Source organism: Nakamurella antarctica, from assembly GCF_003860405.1.
Taxonomy (GTDB): Bacteria; Actinomycetota; Actinomycetes; order Mycobacteriales; family Nakamurellaceae; genus Nakamurella; species Nakamurella antarctica.
This window is the reverse complement of the sequence record NZ_CP034170.1, coordinates 162,051-184,878: the sequence shown is the minus strand read 5'-3', so window position 1 is coordinate 184,878 and position 22,828 is coordinate 162,051. Positions and strand designations below refer to the sequence as shown.

The 22,828-nt window shown below is 62.0% G+C and carries 25 protein-coding genes and 1 pseudogene; 6 read left to right on the top strand and 20 right to left on the bottom strand.

Annotated features, from left to right (window positions below):
* Window positions 1-29 precede the first annotated feature (29 nt).
* Genes EH165_RS00855 through EH165_RS00840 form a run of 4 tightly spaced genes read right to left on the bottom strand, consistent with a single transcriptional unit; the run spans window position 30 to window position 4,825 of the window.
* Window positions 30-1,205: an ABC transporter substrate-binding protein gene (locus EH165_RS00855; RefSeq protein ID WP_164479047.1), complete on the bottom strand. Its 1,176-nt coding sequence runs from the start codon at window positions 1,203-1,205 to the stop codon at window positions 30-32.
* A 20-nt stretch (window positions 1,206-1,225) separates the two neighbouring features.
* Window positions 1,226-2,437, bottom strand: a complete 1,212-nt coding sequence (locus EH165_RS00850; protein ID WP_124797618.1) for an ABC transporter permease — start codon at window positions 2,435-2,437, stop codon at window positions 1,226-1,228.
* Window positions 2,434-3,975, bottom strand: a complete 1,542-nt coding sequence (locus EH165_RS00845; protein WP_124797617.1) for a sugar ABC transporter ATP-binding protein — start codon at window positions 3,973-3,975, stop codon at window positions 2,434-2,436. The genes EH165_RS00850 and EH165_RS00845 overlap by 4 nt, the downstream gene beginning before the upstream one ends.
* A 7-nt stretch (window positions 3,976-3,982) precedes the next feature.
* Window positions 3,983-4,825: a sugar ABC transporter substrate-binding protein gene (locus EH165_RS00840; RefSeq protein WP_164479046.1), complete on the bottom strand. Its 843-nt coding sequence runs from the start codon at window positions 4,823-4,825 to the stop codon at window positions 3,983-3,985.
* Between EH165_RS00840 and EH165_RS15245 the strand changes: the two genes are divergently transcribed.
* Window positions 4,800-5,135, top strand: coding sequence for a hypothetical protein (locus EH165_RS15245; RefSeq protein WP_164479045.1), 336 nt, complete (start codon window positions 4,800-4,802; stop codon window positions 5,133-5,135). The two genes, EH165_RS00840 and EH165_RS15245, sit on opposite strands and share 26 nt — an antisense overlap.
* On the opposite strand, the gene EH165_RS00835 is transcribed toward EH165_RS15245, so the two are convergent.
* From EH165_RS00835 to EH165_RS00815, 5 genes are all read right to left on the bottom strand, one after another.
* Window positions 5,113-5,565 carry a MaoC family dehydratase gene (locus EH165_RS00835; protein ID WP_124797615.1) on the bottom strand — a complete coding sequence of 151 codons (453 nt, stop codon included), beginning with the start codon at window positions 5,563-5,565 and terminating at the stop codon, window positions 5,113-5,115. The genes EH165_RS15245 and EH165_RS00835 overlap by 23 nt on opposite strands.
* Before the next feature lie 7 nt (window positions 5,566-5,572).
* Complete coding sequence (locus EH165_RS00830; RefSeq protein WP_206426032.1) at window positions 5,573-6,718, bottom strand: CaiB/BaiF CoA transferase family protein; 1,146 nt, start codon at window positions 6,716-6,718, stop codon at window positions 5,573-5,575.
* Window positions 6,715-7,821: a Gfo/Idh/MocA family protein gene (locus tag EH165_RS00825; RefSeq protein ID WP_124797614.1), complete on the bottom strand. Its 1,107-nt coding sequence runs from the start codon at window positions 7,819-7,821 to the stop codon at window positions 6,715-6,717. Before EH165_RS00825 ends, EH165_RS00830 begins: the two co-directional genes overlap by 4 nt.
* Window positions 7,818-9,044, bottom strand: coding sequence for an extracellular solute-binding protein (locus EH165_RS00820; RefSeq protein ID WP_124797613.1), 1,227 nt, complete (start codon window positions 9,042-9,044; stop codon window positions 7,818-7,820). Before EH165_RS00820 ends, EH165_RS00825 begins: the two co-directional genes overlap by 4 nt.
* A gap of 277 nt (window positions 9,045-9,321) precedes the next feature.
* The gene (locus EH165_RS00815) at window positions 9,322-10,392 is read right to left on the bottom strand and encodes a LacI family DNA-binding transcriptional regulator (RefSeq protein ID WP_124797612.1); all 1,071 of its coding nucleotides are present in this window, start codon (window positions 10,390-10,392) and stop codon (window positions 9,322-9,324) included.
* Between the two features lie 244 nt (window positions 10,393-10,636).
* Here EH165_RS00815 and EH165_RS00810 point away from each other — a divergent pair, with 244 nt between their 5' ends.
* On the top strand, window positions 10,637-11,311 hold the full coding sequence (locus tag EH165_RS00810; protein ID WP_422392115.1) for an NADPH-dependent F420 reductase: 675 nt from the start codon (window positions 10,637-10,639) through the stop codon (window positions 11,309-11,311).
* Between the two features lie 108 nt (window positions 11,312-11,419).
* On the opposite strand, the gene EH165_RS15240 is transcribed toward EH165_RS00810, so the two are convergent.
* The 3 genes from EH165_RS15240 to EH165_RS00800 are packed head-to-tail and all read right to left on the bottom strand — an operon-like array spanning window position 11,420 to window position 14,109.
* A complete protein-coding gene (locus EH165_RS15240) occupies window positions 11,420-11,578 on the bottom strand; it encodes a hypothetical protein (RefSeq protein ID WP_164479044.1) in 159 nt (52 codons plus the stop codon).
* Between the two features lie 3 nt (window positions 11,579-11,581).
* Window positions 11,582-13,282 carry a class E sortase gene (locus EH165_RS00805; RefSeq protein WP_124797610.1) on the bottom strand — a complete coding sequence of 567 codons (1,701 nt, stop codon included), beginning with the start codon at window positions 13,280-13,282 and terminating at the stop codon, window positions 11,582-11,584.
* Window positions 13,279-14,109 carry a DUF881 domain-containing protein gene (locus EH165_RS00800; protein ID WP_239020634.1) on the bottom strand — a complete coding sequence of 277 codons (831 nt, stop codon included), beginning with the start codon at window positions 14,107-14,109 and terminating at the stop codon, window positions 13,279-13,281. Before EH165_RS00800 ends, EH165_RS00805 begins: the two co-directional genes overlap by 4 nt.
* Before the next feature lie 221 nt (window positions 14,110-14,330).
* Here EH165_RS00800 and crgA point away from each other — a divergent pair, with 221 nt between their 5' ends.
* Window positions 14,331-14,612 carry a cell division protein CrgA gene (gene crgA / locus EH165_RS00795; RefSeq protein WP_124797609.1) on the top strand — a complete coding sequence of 94 codons (282 nt, stop codon included), beginning with the start codon at window positions 14,331-14,333 and terminating at the stop codon, window positions 14,610-14,612.
* A gap of 181 nt (window positions 14,613-14,793) precedes the next feature.
* Window positions 14,794-15,243 carry a PH domain-containing protein gene (locus EH165_RS00790; protein ID WP_124797608.1) on the top strand — a complete coding sequence of 150 codons (450 nt, stop codon included), beginning with the start codon at window positions 14,794-14,796 and terminating at the stop codon, window positions 15,241-15,243.
* Here EH165_RS00790 and EH165_RS00785 read toward each other — a convergent pair.
* The 7 genes and pseudogenes from EH165_RS00785 to EH165_RS15965 form a co-directional block, all read right to left on the bottom strand.
* Window positions 15,240-16,121: a hypothetical protein gene (locus EH165_RS00785; RefSeq protein WP_124797607.1), complete on the bottom strand. Its 882-nt coding sequence runs from the start codon at window positions 16,119-16,121 to the stop codon at window positions 15,240-15,242. The genes EH165_RS00790 and EH165_RS00785 overlap by 4 nt on opposite strands.
* A 118-nt stretch (window positions 16,122-16,239) precedes the next feature.
* Complete coding sequence (locus tag EH165_RS00780) at window positions 16,240-17,136, bottom strand: septum formation family protein (protein ID WP_124797606.1); 897 nt, start codon at window positions 17,134-17,136, stop codon at window positions 16,240-16,242.
* Window positions 17,136-18,029, bottom strand: coding sequence for a septum formation family protein (locus tag EH165_RS00775; protein WP_124797605.1), 894 nt, complete (start codon window positions 18,027-18,029; stop codon window positions 17,136-17,138). Before EH165_RS00775 ends, EH165_RS00780 begins: the two co-directional genes overlap by 1 nt.
* Before the next feature lie 183 nt (window positions 18,030-18,212).
* The gene (locus EH165_RS00770; RefSeq protein ID WP_124797604.1) at window positions 18,213-19,127 is read right to left on the bottom strand and encodes a septum formation family protein; all 915 of its coding nucleotides are present in this window, start codon (window positions 19,125-19,127) and stop codon (window positions 18,213-18,215) included.
* 105 nt (window positions 19,128-19,232) lie between these two features.
* Window positions 19,233-19,901 carry a rhomboid family intramembrane serine protease gene (locus tag EH165_RS00765; RefSeq protein ID WP_164479043.1) on the bottom strand — a complete coding sequence of 223 codons (669 nt, stop codon included), beginning with the start codon at window positions 19,899-19,901 and terminating at the stop codon, window positions 19,233-19,235.
* Window positions 19,902-20,180: 279 nt separating this feature from the next.
* The gene (locus EH165_RS00760) at window positions 20,181-20,723 is read right to left on the bottom strand and encodes a peptidylprolyl isomerase (protein WP_124797602.1); all 543 of its coding nucleotides are present in this window, start codon (window positions 20,721-20,723) and stop codon (window positions 20,181-20,183) included.
* A gap of 44 nt (window positions 20,724-20,767) precedes the next feature.
* Window positions 20,768-21,190, bottom strand: a pseudogene (locus tag EH165_RS15965) (DUF2020 domain-containing protein); the annotation flags it as partial.
* 52 nt (window positions 21,191-21,242) lie between these two features.
* Between EH165_RS15965 and EH165_RS15960 the strand changes: the two are divergent.
* Window positions 21,243-21,725 (top strand): hypothetical protein, encoded by a 483-nt coding sequence (locus EH165_RS15960; RefSeq protein ID WP_239020632.1) that lies wholly within the window; start codon window positions 21,243-21,245, stop codon window positions 21,723-21,725.
* Here EH165_RS15960 and EH165_RS00750 read toward each other — a convergent pair.
* On the bottom strand, window positions 21,722-22,123 hold the full coding sequence (locus EH165_RS00750) for an LPXTG cell wall anchor domain-containing protein (RefSeq protein WP_124797600.1): 402 nt from the start codon (window positions 22,121-22,123) through the stop codon (window positions 21,722-21,724). The genes EH165_RS15960 and EH165_RS00750 overlap by 4 nt on opposite strands.
* 97 nt (window positions 22,124-22,220) lie before the next feature.
* Between EH165_RS00750 and EH165_RS00745 the strand changes: the two genes are divergently transcribed.
* Entirely contained in the window at window positions 22,221-22,778 is a 558-nt protein-coding gene (locus tag EH165_RS00745; protein WP_124797599.1) for a hypothetical protein, read from the top strand.
* The last annotated feature ends 50 nt before the right edge of the window (window positions 22,779-22,828 follow it).

Here is a 22,828-nt window from a genome sequence, read left to right as displayed (position 1 = left end):
CCCGATAGCGGCGTCGCCCCGAACGGCGCTTACTCCAGGGGTCGGTCACCAGCGGGCGATCCCACTGTTGCCCACCATCGGTCGATGTCATCGATGACTGCATCGGGACGCTCGTGAGCCCGCAGCGCGGCCAACAGGCGGTCGCCCGCTAGGGTCTGGAACCTGCGCATCCCGACCGAGATTGGGCGATGGTATGCCCTTTGCAGCGCGGCCTCGGTGTCTGAAAAGTACGTCCCGGCAAGCATCTGTCCCAGGGGGCTACGCCACGCCGACAACCGACCCGGCTGACCTCCCGCCTCCAGATAAGGGCCACTCTGACATTCTTTGGAAGCGAGCCATCTGGCGAGGTCGATGGCGTCTTCGCGGTGCGGACTGACGCCGGACACAGCTACGCCCGCGCCTCCCAGAACCGTAGTTGCAGGCGTTCGCGAGGACGATGGCGACGGGCCGAAACGTAGCAAATTGCGGCTGTATCCCGGGCGGGAGTAGTTGCTGTAGCCGAACACAAAAGGAATGTAGGCAGCTCTATCGCCGCTGCTCAGCATTCGCAATACGTCGATCGGATTGCGCCCCAACCACTCTGGCCCCGCACGCTGAACCAAGCGCTCGAGTTCGTCATAAGCGGCGGTGGCAACCTCCCGCGTGACTGCGCGACCCTCGGAGCGCAGTGGCTCTTCGCCGGCACCAATGCACAGGGCGAGCCACATGCACCACACATCGACTGGCGCCGCAGCCATCGCGATCGGCAACGCAACAGGCAGCGCGTGGACTTCGGCCAAAGTTGTTGGCACTGCCACACCTACATTCTCGAAAAGGTCTGGACGCCAAGCCGCAACCTGGCAGGCCGCGTCGACTGGCAGCGCCCAGACCGCGCCGTCGGCGCAGTAGGTCCGCTGGCTATCGCCCACGCTGTCCGCGTGCGCCTCGGCAACGAAGGCCGCGTCGCCAGCAAGATCGACGAGCAAGCCTTGGGATACAGCATCACCGACGAGCGGGTGGTCGATCACCATCAGGTCATATTGCTGCGCAATCGACGTCAAATCACCTTCGCCAAAGTCCCAGAGGCTTCGCGCCTCCCAGATCACCGCGACGCGGTCCGCAGTCCTGTCGGCCCACGCAGAACTCGCGCCAATGACGGGCAGAAGTCCGCGGGTGTGGCCCCAGGTGACCCCTCGGAGGACGATCGCCTCATCAGTGGTGGACATCTCGCGGACGGACATCTCGGTTAGCTCGCAATCTGGTTGGGCGGCTTAACGGGAGGCGTTTCCGAGACAGCCGGACCAGCCACTTTCCGGCGTTTGCGGCCAGCGGCTGTGTAGATCGTCGCGGCGGCCACGATCACCACGCCTTGCACCAAGCCCTGCCAGTTCGCGCCGAGGTTCAAAATATTGAACCCATTCGCCAGCACAAAGAGAATCAGTGCGCCAATGACGGACTTCGCCACCGATCCCAACCCACCGAGAAGCGACGTGCCGCCCAAGATCGCCGCTGCCAGGATGGTGAGTTCTATTCCTTGCAACGCCTGCGGGTTGATGGCGCCCAGTTTCCCGGCGTACAAGACACCCACTACGGCCGCCGCTGCCCCGTTCAGCATGAAGGCCGCGACGCGGTAACGCGCGACGTTGATCCCCGCCAGGCGCGCCGCCTCTACATTGCCGCCGGTGGCATAGACCCGCCGACCTACGACGGTGAACCGGAGGATGGATCCAACAATGGCCGTCAGCGCGATCATGATCCACACCGAGGTGGGGAGCCTGAGAAGACGGGGGGCATATACGGCAACTCCTAGGAGCGCTGCGCCCGATATAGCCAGGGGAATGACTGGGCCGCCGAGTCGAGCCACATCGCCTCGCGCAGTACGACGCAGGCACAGGAATACTGCCCCTCCCACCAGCGCCGCGGCGCTCACGTAGCCGAGCGCGATAGGAAGCTGGTAGTCACCGGACTCCAACGTGACGAAAGCATCGCTGTCAGCGGTGACTGTCCGGCCATCGGTGAGGAGCAGCAACGCCCCGCGGCCAGCTGTCAAGGTCCCCAACGTGACGATAAAAGCATTGACGCCGACGAATTGGACAAGCACACCGTTGAGCAGCCCAATAGCTAACCCCACTAGTACCGCCACCAGGAAAGCCAAAGGAGCACCCAAAGAGTCGAGCACCTTCAGCGCGACCGCTCCAGAAAGGGCGGCGGTTGCCCCCACTGACAAATCGAAGTTCCCGGTGATGAGCACGATCGTCATGAAGACCGCCATGATCGCCACCAAGCTGGTTTGTTCAAGAACATTAGCGACGTTGTCAGCGGTGAGATACGGAGCGCGTCCGACGATGAGGCTATACGTCTGTAGTCCCGCGACCAACAGCGCCAGCGCGTACACCACACCCGCTCGTTGCAAACTCAACGCGCGCAGGGGAGGTAGCCATGCCTTGGTCGCCGTCATAGTGTCTGTCTCCCGGTCTGTGTGGTGAGCCCGCTGGCCAAAGCAAGCAATTCGTGTTCGTTGGTGTCTGCAGCATCTCGCTCCGCAATACACCGGCCGTGCCGCACAACTATCACGCGGTCGGCGATCCGCAGGAGCTCCTCGAACTCGGAGGCAACGATGATGACGGCGTTGCCTGCGGCCGCGAAACCACGAATGAGGGAGAAGATATCGGCTTTCGCTCCCACATCAACACCCGCTGTCGGCTCGTCCAGCAGCAGCAGCCGGACGTCCCCGTACAACCATTTGCCGAACATCACTTTCTGGGCATTGCCGCCACTGAGTGCGTCGGTGCACACATCGCTGTCCACCGCCCGGATGCCCAAGTCGGAAATGGCCCGTTGTGCCCGGTGTTGCTCGTGAGAAGGTCGCAACACAAGGGACTTCCACGACAGATTGCCCAAGTCAGGCAAGCTGGTGGTGCGCCAGATCTCCCACCCAGGGAAAATACCTTGGGACTTGCGATCCTCCGGAACCAGCGCGATGCCCCGATGGACCGCCTTGCCGACGTTCGCTGGAACTTCGCGCCCATCCAATTGGATGGAGCCGGCGCTACGCGGGTCGGCGCCAAAAATAGCATGTAACACTTCAGAGCGACCGCTTCCGAGAAGACCTGCAATGCCTAGAATTTCGCCTTCACGTACCGTGAGGTCAACTTCCTTCAGGCCTTGCCCCGTACTCACACCACGCACCTGCAGTACTGCTGTCTCTCCCACTGTGCTGTGTTTTTTTGAGATCTCGGACAGAGCCTTCTTGCCGAGAATGGACTGAACCAACTCGTCCTCGGAAACCGAGGCCGTTGGGGCGGCCAACACAGTCCTGCCATCCCGGATGACGGTCAACTCCGATGTCAGCTCAAAGATTTCATCAAGGAAATGCGTAACGTACAACACGGATTTTCCAGCGGCCGCCACCTCCCGCACGGCATCAAATACCATTTGGCGCTCACTCTCGGCAAGAGAAGCGGTCGGCTCGTCCATGACAATCAGTTGCGCGCCGCAGGCGAGTGCTTGAACCAAAGCCACCATTTGCCTAGACCCGATGGACAGGTCCGACACCAATGTGTCGACATCGATGTGGAGTCCGATCTGGGCCAACAGGGCACCGAGCTGGTTTCGCAGCGTGGAAGGCGAGCGCCACATTCCGCGCCGTCCGAGAAAAGCGTTCTCCAAGACCGACAGGGTTGGAACCAAAGGAGTGTCTTGGTAAACCGTCGCCACACCAGCGGCTTGCGCTGCCGCGGGATTGGGCCAGGAAACTGTTTTCCCGCGGAATTGAATAGAGCCCGAGGTGGCCGCTTGCGCTCCGGACAAAATTTTGATGAGAGTCGATTTTCCGGCGCCGTTGGCACCGACGAGACCGTGCACCGTGCCCGCTCCAACACGAAGGCTCGCACCCGATAACGCAACGGTGCCACTTGCGTACGTCATATGCACGTCGCGCATATCGAGTATGTCTGCGAACTCTCGGTGTTCGTGCACGGTCTCGTCGTTTCCCATCAGTCGACTACCACTGCGGGGTACAGCTGTCGACGTTTGCCTTGGTGATGCCCGGCGTGTCGTAGGTGATCAGCTTGCCCGGCTCGGTCCACGTGCCCTCGAGCACCTTGGCGAAGAGCTTTACAGCTTCTTGACCCGACGAGAATGGCTTGTAGCACACGGTTCCCAGCATGTCGCCGTTGGCGACGGCTTCAATTCCGGTCTTGGATCCACCAACACCGATGACCTTCGCTGCACTGTTGGCGGCCTTCACTGCCTTCGAGCAGCCAACGCCCATATCATCCGACTGGGCATAGAACAGCGCGATGTCCGGCTGCGCAGCAAGGATCCCCTGGCAAGCCGCCTGGGCCTTCTCGGCGGTCCAATCTCCTGGTTGGTTTGCCACGAACTCGAACTTGCCTGTCTTCTCTAAAGTCGTCTTGAAGTCTTGGGCACGCAGTTGCACCTCCGCAAAGCCAGCTTGGCCCTCAATGATTGCCACCTTGCCGCCCGCTGGCATTTGATCCACTGCGATTTTCCCTGCTGTGGCTCCGGCTGCCACTTCGTCCTCGATGTACAGGAAATCCAGTCCCTTGTAGACGTCGGCGAGGGGGCGGTCGGCGCCGACCTGACCGTGCACGCTAGCAATCGGGATTCCGGCCTTGACCGCTGCGTCGACCAGCCTGGTGGAGAGTCCAGCATCGACTGGGATCAGCAGGATGCCGTCAACCTTTTGCGAGATGAGGTCCTGCACGTCGTTGACCTGCTTGTCGGCATTGAACTGTGCGTCAAGTTCGACTACGTCGAACCCCATAGCCTTGGCCTCGTCCGCGATCCCCTTGCCGATGGCGGCGGGAAAGGTAACGGACAAGCCCTGGTTGGAGATGCCGATCGTGTACTTCTTGCCGGGAGCTGGGGCGGCCGAACTTGCTGCCGGAGCCGAGGTTTCCGAACTTGCTGCCGGGGCGGCGCTAGAGCTGCTCGCCGGCGCCGCGCTGGAACTGCTCGCCGGGGCCATGCTCGAACTGCTGCTAGGGGCCGCGGAATCGCTGGATGAGCACGCGGCCAATGTCGTCATGACCGCGACCGCGCTAATCGCCGCTGTTTTGAACTTCATGTTCCTTCTCCTTTGGATAAGTACGTGGACTTGGACGACCGTCATTGGTGGTCTCGTTTGTTGACCATGTACAGGTGGACAAGCGACAACACGGCTTCGCCGTGTTGGTTTGTTGCGGTCACGGTCTCTTCGACAATGCCGTGCTCTTGGCGTCGCGGGTGATCTCGAAGCCCCGTGATGGATGCCGTCACGGTCAGCGTGTCCCCGATCCGGACGGCGCGGATGAAGCGGATACGGTCGTATCCGTAGCTAAATGCCTCGGTGTTGATCTCCGATGCGGTCATGCCGACCGCGACAGAAAGCACCAGCGTGCCGTGGGCGATGCGCTCACCGAACTCCTGCGTCGCACTCCACTCGGCGTCCATATGGTGTGGAAAAAAATCCCCCGTTTGTCCGGCGTGAATCACGATGTCGGTCTCGGTGATGGTACGGCCGAGAGTTGCGCGCTCGGCGCCAATCTCGTAATCCTGATAAAAGCGGCTGACGGTGTTCATGGGTTTCCTAATCGATAGTTCCGGCAGAACCAAGCACCGGCGCCGGCAGTGGCGCGGTCAGAACCTGACCATCGATGCGGTAGGGGCATCGGGTGGTCGTCACGCTCGTGCCGTCCTCACGCACCAATTTCTGAAGCAGATCTAACGCTTCGAACCCCGGGTGCTGGACCAGCTCGTTCCAGCCGAGGACTTCCGACGCCCATAAACCGGCTTCGAGCAACCTGTTCAAGGCGTCCTGGACACGAAATTCAACAAGCACTTCACCGACCCGCCTTTTGATGGTGTCGCGCTCGCTCCACCACACTTTTGAATCGTTCAGCTGCGCCAAATACGCATCACCCAAACACTTTCCGAGCGCATCCACCCCTCCCATTGCCACAGCGAGCCAGCCGTCGGAGCACCGATATATGCCGTACGGCGCCGCCAAGTAGGGGTGCGCCGGGTTGACGGCGCTTCGCGGCGGTTGCTCAAGTGCCTTCTGATTTAGGTGCAACGTCAGCACTTCGAACTGGAGATCGATGGCGCTCTCGAGCAGGCTGACTTCCACCAGTCCGCCAACAGACAAGCCTCGTGCTCGTCGCAACAACGCGGCCAAAATGCCCTGTGTCAACGCTGAACCGGCCGCGGCGTCGACGATGGAGAATCCGATGGGAGTAGGGTCGCTGCCGTCGACTCCTTGCAGCCAACAGAGGCCAGAAAGGGCCTGCACCAACAGGTCTTGGCCGGGACGTCCAGTCCATGGCCCTTCGGAGCCGTAGCCGGTAATCCGTCCGTAGACCAGCGACGGGTTGAGTTCATGTACCTGTTCCACCGACAGGCCCAGTCTTTCCATGACGCCTGGTCGATAGCTTTCAATCAGCACATCAGCCGTGGAAATGAGCTCCCGGACTCGGCTCAACCCTTCTGCCGATTTCAGGTTGACCAGCAAGCTCGTCTTACCACGGTTGATGGCGTGGAAGATGAGGCTATCGCCGCCGGAATCCATGTCTTTCGCAACGACCATCGCCCGCGACGGGTCACCGTCGGGGTATCGCTCCACCTTAATTACGCATGCGCCAAGGTCGGCCAGCCTGGCGGCGGCCGTGGGTCCGGCGAGAAATTGACTCAGGTCTAAAACTACGAGGCCATCCAGTGGCCGCACCTGGGCGCTCATGCCGGTGGCTCGCTTTCGTCAGGGGTGAAACCGCCACAGTCGACGCGGGTTCCGCGCTCATTCGAGAGATAGGCTGCATGGACCAACCGCAGCGTCTCGAGATTGTCACGCCCACTGGCTGATGGCTCTCGCAGGCCATCAATGGCGCCGAGCAGGTCGGACATACTGGCGACAAACGCGTCAGGGACCCAACTCCCACTAAACTCGTGGTGCTCGACGGTTCCGTCCTTGCGTCGCAAGACCAACCTATCGGGCCGGCCGTTCGGGTAGTCGTAGAGCAACCCCAACTCGCCATCGATGGATCCCTCGGTGCCGCGAACGTGAATCAGGGCACGCGGGTCGTCGGACCAGTTGTTGTGGTCCGTCCGAATACTGGCCGTGGCGCCCTCTGCGTAGCGCAGGTGAACCAGCGAGCGGGTTTCGCCCGGGATTGTTTGAAGCGGATGCCGGCTCAATGAGGCAGACACGTCAACACACTCTCCCATCAGAAAACGCAGCGAATCAAGGTGATGAATCGAGTGATAGAACAGCTCGAGTCGGGGACGGGGCGCCATCAAGGGCCACGACGCGAAGTCCGTTCTGACATCGATATCGATGAAGACGTCGTAGATCGTCCCGAGTGCACCGTTGTCAATGAGGAATTTAATTCCTCGGACCAGTTGCTCCCAACGCATCTGCTGATTTACGGCCAGAAGTACACCGGCGCTTTCAGCGCGTTCCACGAGTGTCGTTGCGGTGGAGAAGGATTCGGAGAAAGGCTTTTGGCACAGCAGGTGCTTGCCGCGCGCAATCGCTGCCGCGGCAATATCGGCCTGCGACTCCGGATCCACCGCGATGTCTAGCACTGCGATTGCCGGATTGGCGAGCATTTCCGCCACCGAGGCGTACGTCCTTCCAATGCCGAATTGCTCTGCCACGCCCGCGCTCCGCGCCTCGTCGCGATCCACTACCGCCACCACGTTCAATCCGGCTTTCCGGTAGGCAGGCAGGTGCGCGGCTCTGACGATCGACCCGCAACCTACGACGCCGATTCCGAGTTGGCGAGCCTGCTCGGACAACGCTGGCGGTGCCACCGCTTTCTCAAGATCGCTGGCGAAGCTCATGAGGGGACCTCCGATTGCATGGCGATCCGCACCAAGTTAGCAGCGATGGCGAGTTCGGCTGCGGGGTCGGCGTCGTGCCGGTAGACGTTGTCGATGGCAGTGTTCAAAGCCTCACTGATGGCCGGGTAATAGCGAGTCGCTGGCAGGTTCCGGGCGTGGTCGTGAGCACTTTCAATCACCCGGTATGCGCCAAATTTCTTGTGCAGATCCGATGAGTTCCAACTCGACAGACGCACAGCTACCGCTCCGGCTTCAGCAGTGATCTTGTCGCCCGCCGGCTGCGCAACGTGCTCGAGAAACTGCCAGGACAGATCCGGGTCGCGGGCGCCCACGGGGATCGCGAGCGTCCAGTACAAACTCAACGTGGGGCCGGGCGGATCGGATACCGCGGGCATCGGAGCAACTCCCACCCGCCCCTGGATCGGTGACCCGTCGAGTTCGGCAGTAACGGCAAAACCGAGCCAATTCCACATCATCGCAGCGCCACCGGCGGCGAAAACCTCACCCGCAGCGACGCTGTCGGTGTCTAATGGATCAGATTGGGTCGACCCCGATCGCATCAAATCTCGCAGCCAAGACAGTGCTATGACCCCGGCGTCACTGTCGAACATCGGGCCGTCGGTGCCGAGAATCTCACCGCCGTGACCCCACAAATGGATGAAAAAGTCATAGACCGTGTTGTGCGCGTCGGGAAATCCTGCCATCACACAGCCCGCTAGGTTCTCCTCCGGACGAGTGAAATGCGTTGCCACGTCGAGGAACTGACGCCACGTTGTGGGCACCTGCAAGGGGTATCCGAAACGCGTGACGAACATACGCTGTTCGACCGGATCGCTGAAGAGGTCGCAGCGATAAACAAGCGCCTGAGGTCCGTCGTGATAGGGCAAAGCGTAGGTGCGCCCATCAGGACCCACCGCCAATCTGCGCACGCCGTCGTGAAAATCTCCTGGCCAGTCGGTGAGGGTGTCCTTCTCGAGCCACGAGTCCAGCGCACGCAGGGAGCCCGCCGCCACGAGTTGTGGAATCCAATCTGTCAGCACCATGACCACATCCCACCCGTCACTGGCTAGTGCACCCGAGTCAAGCAGCAATAGTGACAACGATGGGGGATCCATTGCCACGGCTTCTATCTCGACACCGGGCAGGGCGAATGTGCTTGCCTGCCGCTCTAGTGCGCGCTGAAAACCGTCAAAGGCGCGATAAGCGATCCGTAACCGTGTCATATCGTTCCCCTCTTCGCCTACGCCGTGGGAAGTGCGGTGCGAGAAGTGCTTTTATGGAAGTCCGCCATTGGCCTGCCCTGCGAAGTACATCAATGGGCCTACGTACTAAGACGTCCGTCGTTGGACGCTTGCGCTATCCGTTCACCGTTGGAGATCGACACCCCGAGCTACCGGTAGTGCACAACAGGGAACCCTTGGTGTTTGGTAAATCGTTGTACCACTACTGAAGAAAATAACGAGCATTGATTGCCATGTCAAGAATTTTCCTGAAAATTTCTCAGATCTGCCGCTGCCGCGTCCGAGGCGGCCCCGTGCTGGAGCGGAGCACGATGTGTAGTCCGGGAGAGGTGACACAGGTGGAACCCACCTCAAAACCCTGGGTCAAACGTACCAATGCATCTACGGCAATTGTCCCCATCTCGCGCAACGGAGTCGACACCACCGTCAGCGCGGGATAGGCAGCTTCCGCCAGCCACACATCGTGGAAAGCAATCACGCTCAGATCACCCGGGATGGCGATGCCTCGTAGGCGTGCCTCAGTCAGGACGCCCACGGCCACAAAGGTATTGGACACTAGCAAAGCAGTTGGGAGGACAGCGCTTTCCGCTATGTTCGCCATCGCCCGGCGCCCCGCCGCCATGTCCCAACCCGCATCGAACTCCAAGGGAGCGGGCAGTCCCGCTTCGCGCATCGCGCTCGTTAAGCCGGCTACACGGGCGCTGGATGTTGGCGAGCCCATCCAGCCACCCACGAACGCGATGTCGCGATGCCCCGCATCAAGAAGATGGGCCGCGGCCAGTCGGGCAGCTGCTTCGTTATCCATGTGGACAGCTGGCACTTCCAGCGGGGATGTTGAGTTGACCAGCACCAACGGGCGGCGCGACTTTAACGCGCTGGTCAGCGCTTCGTCTCTTTCGTAACCACCCGCTTGCAGCAGCAACCCGTCCACGCGTCCGGGCGCCACCAAAGACTGGTAAGCGGCATCACGCGCAGAAATATCGTCCGCATCGGCAAGGAAGAGGCCGAATCCTGCAGCCGAAGCCGCGTCCTGGGCCCCTTTGATGATCTCCGCGTAAATAGGGTTCCCGATGTCGTGAACGACCAGGCCAAACGTGCCGGTCGATTGCCCCCGGAGCGCCTGGGCCGAGCGGTGGGGCGTGTACTGGAGCAGAGCTGCGGCGTTCAGCACGCGTTCGCGGGTTTCCGGTCGCGCCCTCAAAGTCGAATCACCGCGGAGTACCCGGCTGGCAAGCCCGACGCTGACCTGCGCAATTGCGGCAACGTCCGACAACTGCGGCGGCTTTGCCGATCCGGATGTATCTGGGATGTCTGTGTGAGTACCCTCCACTGATCACCCCATTAAGTAGGTTCGTGCCAAATGATGCCGCTGTCATCTATCGCGGCCCAGGAGTTTCGGTCGCCTGAATACGAATCTCATCACATTAATAGATAAAGCCACGGAAGGTGGGCCTTCGGCGACTGCTCGCATGGGCGAGCGGAGCAGGATAGCGGCCCGGAATACCGCGCGCCGACGCCGCGTTCAACCATCTGGGAGGCATCAGAGACGAAACTTCTAGCGGTCCAACCACTTCATGAAAGAGCCACAGATGAAAATAGGAATTATCGGCGCCGGCTTTATCGGCGGAACGCTCACCCGCAAGCTCAGGGCGCTGGGCCACGAAGTACGCGTTTCCAACTCCCGCGCCCCTGAGACGCTGGCGGAGTTGGCCGCCGAATCTGGCGCGGTGGCCACTTGGGCCGGCGAGGCTGCCAAGGGAGCAGATCTCGTGATCATCAGTATTCCCCAGAAGAATGTCCCGCAGCTCGCCTCGGATGTGCTGGCTGGAGCCAACCCCGGAGTAGTGGTGATCGAGACCAACAACTATTACCCCAAAGAACGCGACGGATTGATCGCGGAGATCGAAGACGGTTTACCCGAAAGCCTTTGGGTGAGCAAGCATCTCGGAGTGCCGGTCTATAAAGCCTTCAACGGGATTTGGTGGAAGCACCTGCGGGATAAGTCCAAGGGCGCAGATAGGCCGGACCGCATCGCCCTCCCCATCGCCGGCGAGGATGGTCCAGCAAAGGACATCGTGTTCGCGCTGATTTCTGAACTCGGATTCGAACCCATCGATGGCGGCGCCCTAGAGGAGTCATGGCGCCAACAACCCGGGACCCCCGTCTACGGCAAGGATTTCGGCCGAGTGGACGCCCTTGAGGCTTTAGCGCAGGCCCCGACGGAACGCCCCGAAGCCTTCCGCGCCTAGCCTACGAGGAAACGAAACACACTGCGCCGAGAGCACTCTCGCTCTACTGAAGCGGAAGGCTTGCGGCGCAGTGTGTTTCCACAGCATGAAGCGTAGGCCGACTGGGTGTTACTGGCCAACCTGGACTTGATCGAAGGGCAGGTACGGCTCAGCCCACGGAAAAATCACAAAAAAGAGCAACGCGGTGACGATGAGGAACAGCAAGATCGATTGAGCGAACTTGGCCGCCGCGGGCCCTGGCAAATGACGCCAAATGAAGCTGTACATGGGCTATACCTCGTTCAGTTCTGGCGGAAGGAATCCGTCTGTCTTCGCGTAACTCTTGACGAGAACACCGTGCACGATCATTCGCTCCCGGTCGGAGAACTGCGGGTGGCACGTGGTAAGGGTGACCAGCCGTTGGGTCGCGGCGGCCAGGGCTTGCGGCCCGCCCGAGTTGCTGTGCGGAATGGGCAGCACCTGCGAGTAATCCGAGGGCTGCACAATCTCGCGGCCCGTCACGCCGGAATACTCGCCGTCGAGCGGCGCGACACCCGCGCACTGCGGGTTGCCGGGTGCGGTACTTGCCCAGTTCGCGGTTTCCTCGGCCATCGGCAGAACGCGGTACACGAACCAGTCGTTTTGCGTTTCAATAATGATGGAGTTGCACGAGTTGAGAACATCCAGCGCGTTGAAGGGCGACCCCTTCGACACCCGGTGGCCAGCGACGGCGAAATTACCGAGCTCGCCCGGGTACTGAGTGTCCTGGTAGTGGCCTGGGTTTCCGTACAGATCTTCGACCGTCGTGCCTTCAACAACGGTGTACTGATAATCGGATCCGAGAGCGGGGATAAAGATCTTCGCGAACCCTTCACCAATCTTGGTGTCATAGCTGCGCACCCGCTTTGCGGGGTCGACCACCTGTGCCTCTGGCAATGGCGGAGCGGCAGGCGCCGTGGTGCCCGGCTCGGCGCTGCCTGAAGCTGTGCTCGTAGCGGGAGCAGTGGCAGCTTCAACACTTGCCCAGCGTTGGTCCAAAGCTTCGCTGACCGCCTCCTGCTTTTGCTTGCCAAAAAGGTCGGTGACATAGACCTCGTAGACGACGAAGAGCAGCACGACGACGCCGAGGGTGATGAGAGTTTGACCAATACCGCGAGCTGCCGTGCGAATTGGATCCCGGCCCCTGACCGCAGCGGCAGGGCGGCTGGTACCGCTCGCACCCCCGCTGCTTGCGGAGTCGTTGGGGCTGGCCCAGCCCGCAAATACGTCATGCTCCTCGGCGTCCTCGTACGTCGAGTAATCGCCCTCGGATGGTGAATTCGCTGGCGTGTTGTCCGCAGCGGCTCCGAAACTGGAGCCATAACTCGAAGCGGCAAAAGAAGCCGCGCTGAACCCGGCGATTGCCTGCGTGGCGCTTGTGTCGCCGGCGGCGGGGATAACGGGGAGAACCGTGGTGGAATCGGCGCTTGCTTCCGCGAATGCAGCCGCCTCCTCTCGGGCGGCAGATTCGGCAGATTCGGCTGCACCCGCCGCCTCGGCAGCTTCAGCAGCAGCAATCTCCGCAATCTCTGCTTCCGATACCGCGGGGATGGCTTCGACATCATCAGGGATGACGTCGTCGGTGTCGATGTCCTGCGCTGGCGCTTCGCTGATCGGAACCACGCCGGGGGGAATGTCGCTCGCGACATCGTCATCCGAAGGTGCGCCGCTCGAAAGTGCGCCGCCTGAAAGTGCGCCGCCTGAAAGTGCGCCGCCTGTGCCATCACCGCTGGCAGGGCCTCCCTCTGCGGGAGCATCGCCCGGCTGTGCATCAGAGGAAGCGTCGCCGCTTGATACCGAGCCGACCTCAGGCGTGGAGCTACCCGGCTGCGGCGTACCTTCCTCCGGTTGGGGCACGACCCAACCGCTCGGGATAGGCGCGTACGGGGGCAGACGCTCGCCCTCGAAGGGACTGCCACCGGCGTCGCCGCCGGTGGGATCTTGGGTACTCATTGTGGCTCCTCTTGCGCAGACGTCATACGTACGAGACCGTCGAAGGCGGGAAGTGTCACGCCAGCCGACGATTCAATTTCAAAACCCAATTGGAATTCCTTCACGTATTGCTCAAATAACCGGACGCCGGGCTCCGCTTCAATGGCTGCCCTCATGTCGGGACCAGGACCGATGGCAGTGATCACGAACGGCGGTGAATACGTCCTGCCCTGCAGAAGCAAAGTATTGCCGATGCAGCGGACAGCAGACGTTGCGATCACCCGCTGGTCCATAATCATCATTGCTTCGGCTCCACCCGCCCACATCGCATTGACCACGGACTGCACATCCTGTTGGTGCACCACTAAATCGTCAGGGTTGACGCCCTGAGGGTAGTTGCCGTTCGAGTCTCGCGGCGCATCCGTCATTGTGACGACCAGGCCGGGGCCGCTCACCTCGGTCAGCCCGACCGCCGCAGCGAGGGACTCCGCGCGAGCCCGCTCGGTATCTACCTGCGGGGACACATCTTGCCCAGCAGCGCCGTCGATCTCGGTCTGTAGAAATTTCGCGGCAGCTTCGCCCTGCGCCACCTGTGATTGAGCGTTGCGGATCAGCGAGGCAAGCTCCACATTTCTTGGCCTGATATCTTTGCCGCCAGAATACGAGTGAGCGGTACCCAGCATGAATCCCGCTGCCACGCACACGACCACGCTCCCCACCCGCCAAGCGGTAGTCCGTGCAGAACTAAGGCTGGAAACTGGGTCGGGGGTGGGGCCTGCATCGAGGTCGCCGGCGTGGTCGGTTGCCGTTGCACCCCGCGCACGAAGCCTGGCCCAGCCGTTTTTCACCCGCCCTGTTCTCCCTGTTGTTGTCACCGGTGTCGCAGCGGAACAGCATTGGACTGATCTAGTCACCCGCACCCCGTAGGCTAGGGCACAGAATGTTCGGTCCCAGTGATGCGGGCCCTGCGCGGCCATGCAGTGTGGTCCGCGTTGTAGCCACTCTCAGGTGCCCGTAGCCGTGGCCTTGACTGCGGCGCCGAGCCCCTGCGAATTCAAAGGAAATCACAATGCCTAAGTCCAAGGTTCGGAAGAAGACCACCGGTTCCGGGTCTACTTCCTCGGTGTCGACCTCCGAAGCCGCAGCGCTTCGCGCGAAGGTCGCGACCCCCTCCGGCCCTGTTTACATGAGTGTGATGCTCGGGCTAATGCTAGTGGGTCTGATCTGGCTCGTGGTGTATTACCTCTGGCGCGAACACATCCCGTTTATGAACTCGATGGGCAGTTGGAACTTCGCGATCGCCTTCGGCCTCATGGTGAGCGGTTTGCTGATGACGATGCGCTGGCGCTAACCAATCACAGATGACGTGGTGGTTCACCTTATCTTCAAGTGAATCACCCCTAGTGATCTCAGTGCCTTCGCCCGCCGGACACCTAATGACAAGCGTGTAGTTCATCCCCAATGTTGATAACTCCTGTGGACAACCTTCTCGCCGCCGACGAAGAACCAACTCCGATAGTGGGTGACTAAACGTGAGTGAACCGATCGCGGCTCCCCCCGGGAATTCGCAGCACATCTGGGGCCCGCAAACCGTGCTTCTCGTAGCTGGTGGCGCGCTCACCGCAGGCGCCATCGTGTGGTCGCTCTTAGCAGTGAACTCGGTGGACAAACTCGTCACAGGGGCCGCGGTCCTGATATTTGCGCTGATGACGGGCGTCGGCCTGATGATGCGGCAGCGGCTGACAGTTTCTGCGTCCGGTCTTGTGATTGGTACCGCACTGGGACGGGTCACCGTCACATGGGCGCAGGTCGCGGCCATCAGCACACCCCAACGGAGCCGCTTGGGCGTCAGCTCAAGGACGCTAGAAATCGACCTCGATGACGATGGCCTGCTGGTCTTTGGCAAGGTCGATTTGGGGGCCGATCCCACGGAGGTCGCCGCAGCGCTGCTCAGCCTGTGGGCGGCCAACAAACGCGCCTAACTGAGCGGTAGCGGTCCGTCGCCCAGCGATAACAGCGGTCCCGTCAACAATCGCGACAGCGACGTGGGCTCGGCAAAACACTCTGCGTAATACGGCTGTCCGCCCGGAAGGTTGGCTGGCGACAGTGTGCTGGACAGGTTGGTGGAATCGTAAACTGCCGTCGCAGGTCGAAGTTGACCGCTCACCGTGAAGTCCTGCAAACCCGTTACCTTGCTCCCCCACTCCTGGCAGGTTTGGTCGAGTTCGGCTTGGGTCATCCCGGGCGCGAGGAGCGAGCGCACCCCCAGCAATTCCCTGCGATGCGGGCCGTAGCAGTCGCTTCGGAGCGAATCGGCTGTTCGCGCCCCCGGAAAACAAGTGGCGAAACTGGGCGGAAGCGCGGAGCCAGCACCCTTCACCGACCCGTCGTAGGGTTGGCCGAAGGAAGGAATCACCACGCACGCAGCCCACGTTTGGCCGGTTGCAAACTGCCTGTCGTCAGGTCCGATCACGGTGCTGGACAGATACAGCGGAGTTCGCCAGCCGGCGCCGCTGAACTTCACCCCGACATAGTCGTACAAGTTGACGCAGAGAGAGTCCTGCTCATCTGTGCGGGTAATAGCTGGCGTCACCTTGACCACCTCGCCGTAGCGCAGCCCTACACAGGGACCTACGGACAACACTTGATCCGGCCGCAGCACGGTGCTGGTGGGGGTGAGCTGGACGCCTTGCCCCCCCGCTGGCTCGAGTAGGCAGTCACCCACCGAAGGCGGGGCCGCAATAGGAATCGCGGATGCTGCGCCGGGGAGGGGCTTGGTTGCTTGTTGCACCGCTGAGAGCACCACCAACGCCAGCAAGGCAGCCGCGAGAATCAACGCCCCGGTCCGACGCTGATTCATCTGCCGCTCCGGTCCTGTAAGCCAGACCGGCAGCTGCCATCCGGGGGCGCCGGGAGGTCGCGTGGGGGCATGGTCCAAGTTTATCCGCAGCGGCCGCGGGGGACCGGAAGTCTGTTCCTCAGCCGATCGGGACCGGCGCGCTGCCCAGCGAGGCGAGAGGTCCCACCAGCATGCGATCTTCAGCGGACGGGAAACCGATACACATCGCAAAAGTCTTCTCACCCTCAGCAAGTGATGCTGGATCGATCACCTCCTGCGAATCCTGCGGATCAATGACCAGCGCACGCACCGACAGCAGGCCACCTGCCGTCACCTCCGGCATCAGGGTGACCTTGCTGGCCCATCGCTGACAGGTCGTGTCCAGGTCTTTTTGGGTCTGACCAGTGTGAATGATAGGCATCCTGCCCAGCACCTCCATCCGGTGCGGGCTGTTGCAGTCAACCAGAGGCGCAAATCGTAGGGGTCCCACTCGCCCAAAACACGCGGCGAACGCGGACGGTATCGCGGGGAAGTGCTGCCGGGACGGGCCGTCCCATTGGCCCCGCAGCGCAGCAGTAATGACGCAGGCAACCCACCGCTGGCCAGCTGCGAACTGCCGATCGTTCGGACCTGTCGCCACCACCGAAACCGCTGACGCGGGTGACCACTCTTGGCCGGGCACCGCTGGTGACCGCCCGGCGAATGCATCGAGTCCCGAACACACTGCCCGTTGCCGATCAGCGCCTGTGAGAACAGGGAGAAGCTCGAACACTTCTCCGAAGCGGGGACCGGAGCAGGGGGCCAGCGGCAGCACCTGAGTAACGCGAATGGGTCCTGCAGTTGACTCAGAAAACGCAATTCCCTCCGCAAAGTCCGGGGTGGACAGACAGTCCCCCACCGAGGGCGGGCCGGGCGGGGAAACTGCCGACGCGGTCCCCGGAACGGGCCGTAGTGCGTGGCCAACAACCGAAATGGTCGCGAGCCCCACTAGAGCCGCGATCAAAACCGTTATGCCCCATCGCCGCTGATTCGTCATCAGCCGAACGGGACCGGGGCGCTTCCCAGTGACGCCAACGGGCCTAGAAGCACCTGCTTGTCACTAGCCGGCGTCGCAGTGCACATTGAGAACGTGATCTGGCCATCCGCCAGCGACGACGGATCGACGCTTGCCTGCGAATCCATCGGGTCAATGACGACCGCATGCACGGTGAGTTGCCCACCAGCGGTCACCTCCGGCATTCCCGTCACCATGCCGGCCCACGTTTGGCAGCTCGCGTCCAGCTGCGCCTGCGACTGCTGAGCTCCGATGACAGATTTGGTACCGAACAGCTCCATCCGATGGACCCCGCCGCAATCGACCTGCGGCGAAAAACGAGGTACCTCGACCGTGCCGTAACACGTGGCAAAGGCGGCGGGCATTTCGGGGAGGCTCCGCCCCACCGGGGAGGCGATGGATCCATAGAACCCGGCCATCACGACGCAGGCCACCCACCGCTGGCCAGCCGCCCATTGCCGATCATCTGGCCCAGAGGACGTCACCGACACCGAGGGGGCAGGTGACCAAAACTCGGACGACCGCTGCAGAGGCCACCCCGTGTAATCGGTCAGGCCAGCGCACAAATCCAGTTGTTGATTGACGCTCGTGAACGACTCCACCACCCGATAGACCTCGCCAAACCGGGAACCCGAGCACGCCGACAGCTGCAGTACCCGGTCGACCCTCAGCTCTGCTGAGTCGGAGGCCTGGGTGGGAACCTCTTGATGGACCGGGGCGGCGAGCAGGCAGTCCCCCACACTGGGTGGGCCGGCGACGGGCACCGGGGAGGCGGTTCCGGGTACGGGTCGCAGAGCCTGACCGATCAGCGAAATCGCTGCCACCGCCAGAAGGGCAGCCACCAATACCAGGCCACCGGCGCGTCGCTGGTTCATCGATTGCACCGGCGCCGGCCGGGAGACGTGTTGGCGGTGTTCCAACGCTGGGAATCCTCGCTTGGCGGCATGCATCCGAGTTTATCCGCGGCCCGCCGCGGGCACCCCAAACACCTCAGGGCTGCGGCGGTTGGTCACAAACCCTTCGCGCTGGCGGGGTCCCGGCCCCGGCGATACCGCACTCTAGCCGAATGGAACCGGACCGTTTCCCAGCGATGTCAGCGGGCCGATCAACACTCGGTTTTCGTCAGCAGGTACCGCAACACAGTTCGCCGAAAAAACGGTGTAAAACCCATCGGATTCCCGATCGGATGCACCATCCCCGCCAGCAAGGGCTGGCACCAATTGCCCCTTCGGCGAAGCCTCCATCACAGCTCGGATCAACAACTGGTCACCAGCCGTCACGTCCGCCATATTCGTGACCGTGCGCGCCCATTCTTTACAGCGTGCATCCAGTCCCGACTGTGTCAGGTCTGGGCTGAAGTTAAACATCACCCCAAGCAGTTCCATTCGATGAGGGCTATCGCAGGCGATGTCTGGCACCCCCTGCGTGGGACCGGCGTCTGCCCAGCAGGTGGCGAAAGCGGAAGGCATCGCAGACCAGCTCTGTTTTACCGGTCGATCGAACTGCCCTTGATGACCAGCAATAACCACGCAGGCAACCCACCGCTGTCCCGACGCGAACTGTCGGTCGTTCGGCCCCACCAGCGTGGTGGAGACAGAATACGAATGTACAAATATTCCCGACGGATCCGTGTACATCTCCAAGTAGTCATCCAATCGCAAACACATCGAAGCCTGTTGATCAGACTTGGTAAGTGCGTCCACCACCTCGAAAACCTCGCCAAACCGGGTGCCCACACACGGTGCCAACGGCGCCACATTGGGCACCCGGTACTGCCCGGCCTTCGCGACGGGGTACGGGAACGCGGCTGGAGACGGTGCGAGCGCGCAGTCCCCGACACTCGGCGCTCCGCCCAACGGGAGCGCCAAGGCTTTTCCGGGCAATGGGCGAATCGCTTGGCCTACCAATGCAATGGCGGCCACCGAGAGGAGCGCGGCTACAAGTACCAGCATTCCGGCCCGTCGCTGGTCCATCGGTGCTCTCCAATCGCTCGGTTCGACGGGTGTGGAAATACTGGCTCTACTGATCGGATTTCGGAAGGTACGAGTTTGATAGATGTCGGTCCGGCAGGTGCGGGTTTAGCTGAGCTGAGCGGCGCGGATGAGGATCAGCAACACGATGACGGCAAAAATCCCCGCGCAGGCAAGAACTTGGTTCCGCGTCCGGTCTTTGGCGGGCAGATAGACCATAACCGCGCCCACGGCCGCGCCAACAAGAAGGCCGCCTAGGTGCCCCTGCCAGGAAATGGTGGTGTTATTGAAGACGGTGATCCCGATGTTGAGCACAAGGATGCCCGCGAGAGGGCGAAGGTTGAACTTGAGCCGGCGGAATGTCACGACAAGCGCACCCATCAAGCCGAAGATCGCGCCGGAGGCCCCTGCGGTCGCAGAGTATTCGGCGCTCAAGTACATGACGGCTACGGACCCGCCGAGCAACGCTAGAACGTAGATGGCCAAGAACCGGCCGCGTCCGACCATCCGCTCAAGTGCGATGCCCAAGAAATACAGCGACAACATGTTGAGCGCCACGTGGATGAGCGAAAGGTGCAGGAATCCCGAGGTGATGTACTGCCAGTAATCACCGTTAGCAGCTAACCCCGGCACCAACCAGCCACCACTGAGCCACTCTGAGGTGGGCAGTCGAGATTCGCCGCCCGCTTGGATCATCGTGATGACGAAGACAAGCACGTTGACGGCGATCAGCACGTACGTGATCAGCGGCTGCTGGCCGAGGATCGAGCCGGCCACCGTTTTCGGAACTACCTGGTTCTGCTTCGACTCAGCCTGGCACGCGCGGCAATGAAAGCCGACGGAGGCAGGCTGCAAGCACTCCGGGCACGATGGGCGGCCGCATCGGGTGCAGGACAGTGCGGTCACTCGATCCGGGTGCCAGGAACATACCTGGACTGCCCGGACCGGGTGATACCCAAAGTTCCCCGCCGACGGGCCAACGGGCGGCCCGCTCGGATTTCCGGGCTGTGGGGGGTACGTCATGGGTTGAATCGCCTGTCAGCAGTACGAAAAGGCTCAGCTGCTAGCAGATGCTGCGTCAGCGGATTCGATAGTGATGGAGTTAATCGCGATATCGGTCAACGGCTTGTCGGATCGATCCACCTTGGTGGTGCCGATCGCGTCAACGATTGCCCGCGAAGCGGCGTCCGCAACTTCACCGAAAATGGTGTGCTTGCGATTGAGGTGCGGGGTCTTACCCGTGGTGATGAAGAATTGGCTGCCGTTGGTGCCGGGGCCAGCGTTGGCCATGGCCAGCAGGTATGGCTTGTTGAACACCAATTCGGAGTGGAACTCGTCTTTGAACGTGTAGCCCGGGCCGCCACGTCCGGTGCCCGTGGGGTCGCCGCCTTGGATCATGAAGCCGTCGATAACGCGGTGGAAGACGGCGCCGTCGTAAAAGGGGCCTTCCTTCGTGCCGGACGCATTAGCCGTGGAGTAGGTGCCGGTGCCGTCGGCGAGGCCGACGAAGTTCGCAACGGTCGCCGGCGCGTGGTCCGGGAACAGCTGGATTTTCACGTCGCCGAGGGTGGTGTGCAGGGTCGCATAGAGATCGCTCATGTCGTCCATCCTTACAGATATTGGTGGTGGCCCGTTGCCGATAGTCAGAATCCGAGGGTGCTAATCGCGTCTTTCACGAGCTCGCGCGCCTTAAAAGTTCGCGGCTCGTTCGTTGTGGCAATCACCGCGGCCCCACCTTTGGAGACGCCATAGACGGCTAGGGCCAGAGGGTTGGAGCTCACGACATTTCCGTCGGGGGTAGACTTCAGCCCGCCCGCCCACCCTTCGGGCTGCGTGGCAGGCTGCGAAGTCTCGCGCGGGACGTAGTAGTCGACCGCTGCGACAGCCTCGGCGTCGGTCGCGAACTGCAGCACCCGGACAGTGGCGAGATATGTGCCGTCAGAACGGACAAATTCGCACGTTGGCTGCGGGCTCATCGGTCGCACCATGTCGGCACCCTTGCGCTGGCCGGTCGCGCTCTCTACCTGCTCGTCGGTCAAATACGGACAATCGCCGACGATGGTCTGGGCGTCCGGCGGCGGGGTATAGCTCGCTGGCGCGGCGGGAGTCGTTGGTGCAGTGCTCGGTTCTGCAGCGCTGGGTTCTGCGGCGCTGGATTCTGCGGTGCTGGATTCTGCGGCGCTGGATTCTGCGGCGCTCGGTTCTGCGGCGCTCGGTTCTGCGGCGCTCGGTTCTGCGGTGCTGGATTCTGCAGCGCTCGGTTCTGCAGCGCTCGGTTCTGCAGCGCTGGATTCTGCGGTACTGGCTGTTGATCCCTCAGCAGTCAAAGTCGAAACACTACTGGTGCTGACGAGCGCGCCAGAACTTCCCGAACATCCCGCTACCAACATCGCTGCAGTGATGACGACAGCCGTCATCAGCTTTTTCATGGCGGGAACCTTTCAGGCCTGCGCGGCACGCCGAGCGCGTAACCGCTCATTAAGGCTAGAGGCACAAGCGTCAAAGATGCGTGAGCCACTCAGCGGCACACCGTCCGTGGCAGGCGACGCTGCGCCGTCGTTCCTGAAACCATTCCTCCCCGCGTGCACCGGGGTGCGTTAGTGGGAATGCGCACCGGAACCCGCCGCGCGAGCGGGGCGGCGACCCGCCCACACCAGCGCCGCCGAACCCACGAGGAGCAAAATGATGGCAAAACCCAGAATCGCGTTGACGTTGACTCCGGTATTGGGCAACGTCGCAGTCGCAGCTCGGGCCGGAGTCGCACCTTTTGCGGCAGGCGCGATGGGTGCGGCTGCAGCTGCCGGGCGAGGCCCGAGAGTTGACTGCGGAAGCTCAGGACGCGCAGTAACAGTCAGCGGAGCCCATCCCATCAGCGCACCACCCGAGCGGTAGACGGCGATTTTGTGGGGACCGAGCGGAAGGTCTGCTGGAACGTCAATGCCGATGGTGCCGTCGCCGGAAACAGTCCGACCACCCAGAGACGTAGGGGTGGAAAACACCCAGACAGTGACAGCGACTCCTGCATTTTCGACGCCTAACGCGACTGTGACCGCTTGGCCGGGATAAGCGAGAACAGGGTCGATCCGGACGCCACCGGTGGCGGAATCGACTAGGTCCGCAGCATCGGGCAGGACAGCGGTCGTCGAGGAGGACGCGCTGGTGGGAGTTGCGGTGCTCGCCGAGGACGTTGAACTTGTCGGGCTTGGTGTCGTGCTGGATGTGCTGGGCGGCGTCGTCTCGGTCGTCGAAGCACTCGTGCTGGATGTGCTGGGCGGCGTCGTCTCGGTCGTCGAAGCACTCGTGCTGGATGTGCTGGGCGTGCTATTCGTGCTGGTCGGCGTCGTGTCGTCCGTCAAGGGATTCGTGCTGGTCGGCGTCGTCTCATCCGTCAAGGGATTCGTGCTGGTCGGCGTCGTCTCATCCGTCAAGGGATTCGTGCTGGTCGGCGTCGTTTCGCTCGTCGGCACTAGCAACATTTTTGCGGAAAAGTCCGTCAGTGTGCCGCGCGAAGCTGCAGCCGGAAGCGGAACCCCTGGTGAAGACACCACTGTGGAAGCAGCGGCATTCACTCCTTGCAGCAGTAACGCTCCGGCGACCGCCGCAGCTATAGCAAGCGCCAGCGGGCGTCGGCGGCCAGGCGTGAGGGAGAATTGAGGTTTAACGTCACGCATGGCTACTCCCGGCTGCCGAGTTCGCTGGCGAAT

Excerpts from the sequence above, each read along its gene's own strand:
- EH165_RS00855 (WP_164479047.1), bottom strand. The coding sequence starts at position 1,205 with ATGTCCACCACTGATGAGGCGATCGTCCTCCGAGGGGTCACCTGGGGC.
- EH165_RS00850 (WP_124797618.1), bottom strand. The coding sequence starts at position 2,437 with ATGACGGCGACCAAGGCATGGCTACCTCCCCTGCGCGCGTTGAGTTTG.
- EH165_RS00845 (WP_124797617.1), bottom strand. The coding sequence starts at position 3,975 with ATGGGAAACGACGAGACCGTGCACGAACACCGAGAGTTCGCAGACATA.
- EH165_RS15245 (WP_164479045.1), top strand. The coding sequence starts at position 4,800 with ATGGCGGCGGGAAAGGTAACGGACAAGCCCTGGTTGGAGATGCCGATC.
- EH165_RS00835 (WP_124797615.1), bottom strand. The coding sequence starts at position 5,565 with ATGAACACCGTCAGCCGCTTTTATCAGGATTACGAGATTGGCGCCGAG.
- EH165_RS00830 (WP_206426032.1), bottom strand. The coding sequence starts at position 6,718 with ATGAGCGCCCAGGTGCGGCCACTGGATGGCCTCGTAGTTTTAGACCTG.
- EH165_RS00825 (WP_124797614.1), bottom strand. The coding sequence starts at position 7,821 with ATGAGCTTCGCCAGCGATCTTGAGAAAGCGGTGGCACCGCCAGCGTTG.
- EH165_RS00820 (WP_124797613.1), bottom strand. The coding sequence starts at position 9,044 with ATGACACGGTTACGGATCGCTTATCGCGCCTTTGACGGTTTTCAGCGC.
- EH165_RS00810 (WP_422392115.1), top strand. The coding sequence starts at position 10,637 with ATGAAAGAGCCACAGATGAAAATAGGAATTATCGGCGCCGGCTTTATC.
- EH165_RS15240 (WP_164479044.1), bottom strand. The coding sequence starts at position 11,578 with ATGTACAGCTTCATTTGGCGTCATTTGCCAGGGCCCGCGGCGGCCAAG.
- EH165_RS00805 (WP_124797610.1), bottom strand. The coding sequence starts at position 13,282 with ATGAGTACCCAAGATCCCACCGGCGGCGACGCCGGTGGCAGTCCCTTC.
- crgA (WP_124797609.1), top strand. The coding sequence starts at position 14,331 with ATGCCTAAGTCCAAGGTTCGGAAGAAGACCACCGGTTCCGGGTCTACT.
- EH165_RS00785 (WP_124797607.1), bottom strand. The coding sequence starts at position 16,121 with ATGAATCAGCGTCGGACCGGGGCGTTGATTCTCGCGGCTGCCTTGCTG.
- EH165_RS00780 (WP_124797606.1), bottom strand. The coding sequence starts at position 17,136 with ATGACGAATCAGCGGCGATGGGGCATAACGGTTTTGATCGCGGCTCTA.
- EH165_RS00775 (WP_124797605.1), bottom strand. The coding sequence starts at position 18,029 with ATGAACCAGCGACGCGCCGGTGGCCTGGTATTGGTGGCTGCCCTTCTG.
- EH165_RS00770 (WP_124797604.1), bottom strand. The coding sequence starts at position 19,127 with ATGGACCAGCGACGGGCCGGAATGCTGGTACTTGTAGCCGCGCTCCTC.
- EH165_RS00760 (WP_124797602.1), bottom strand. The coding sequence starts at position 20,723 with ATGAGCGATCTCTATGCGACCCTGCACACCACCCTCGGCGACGTGAAA.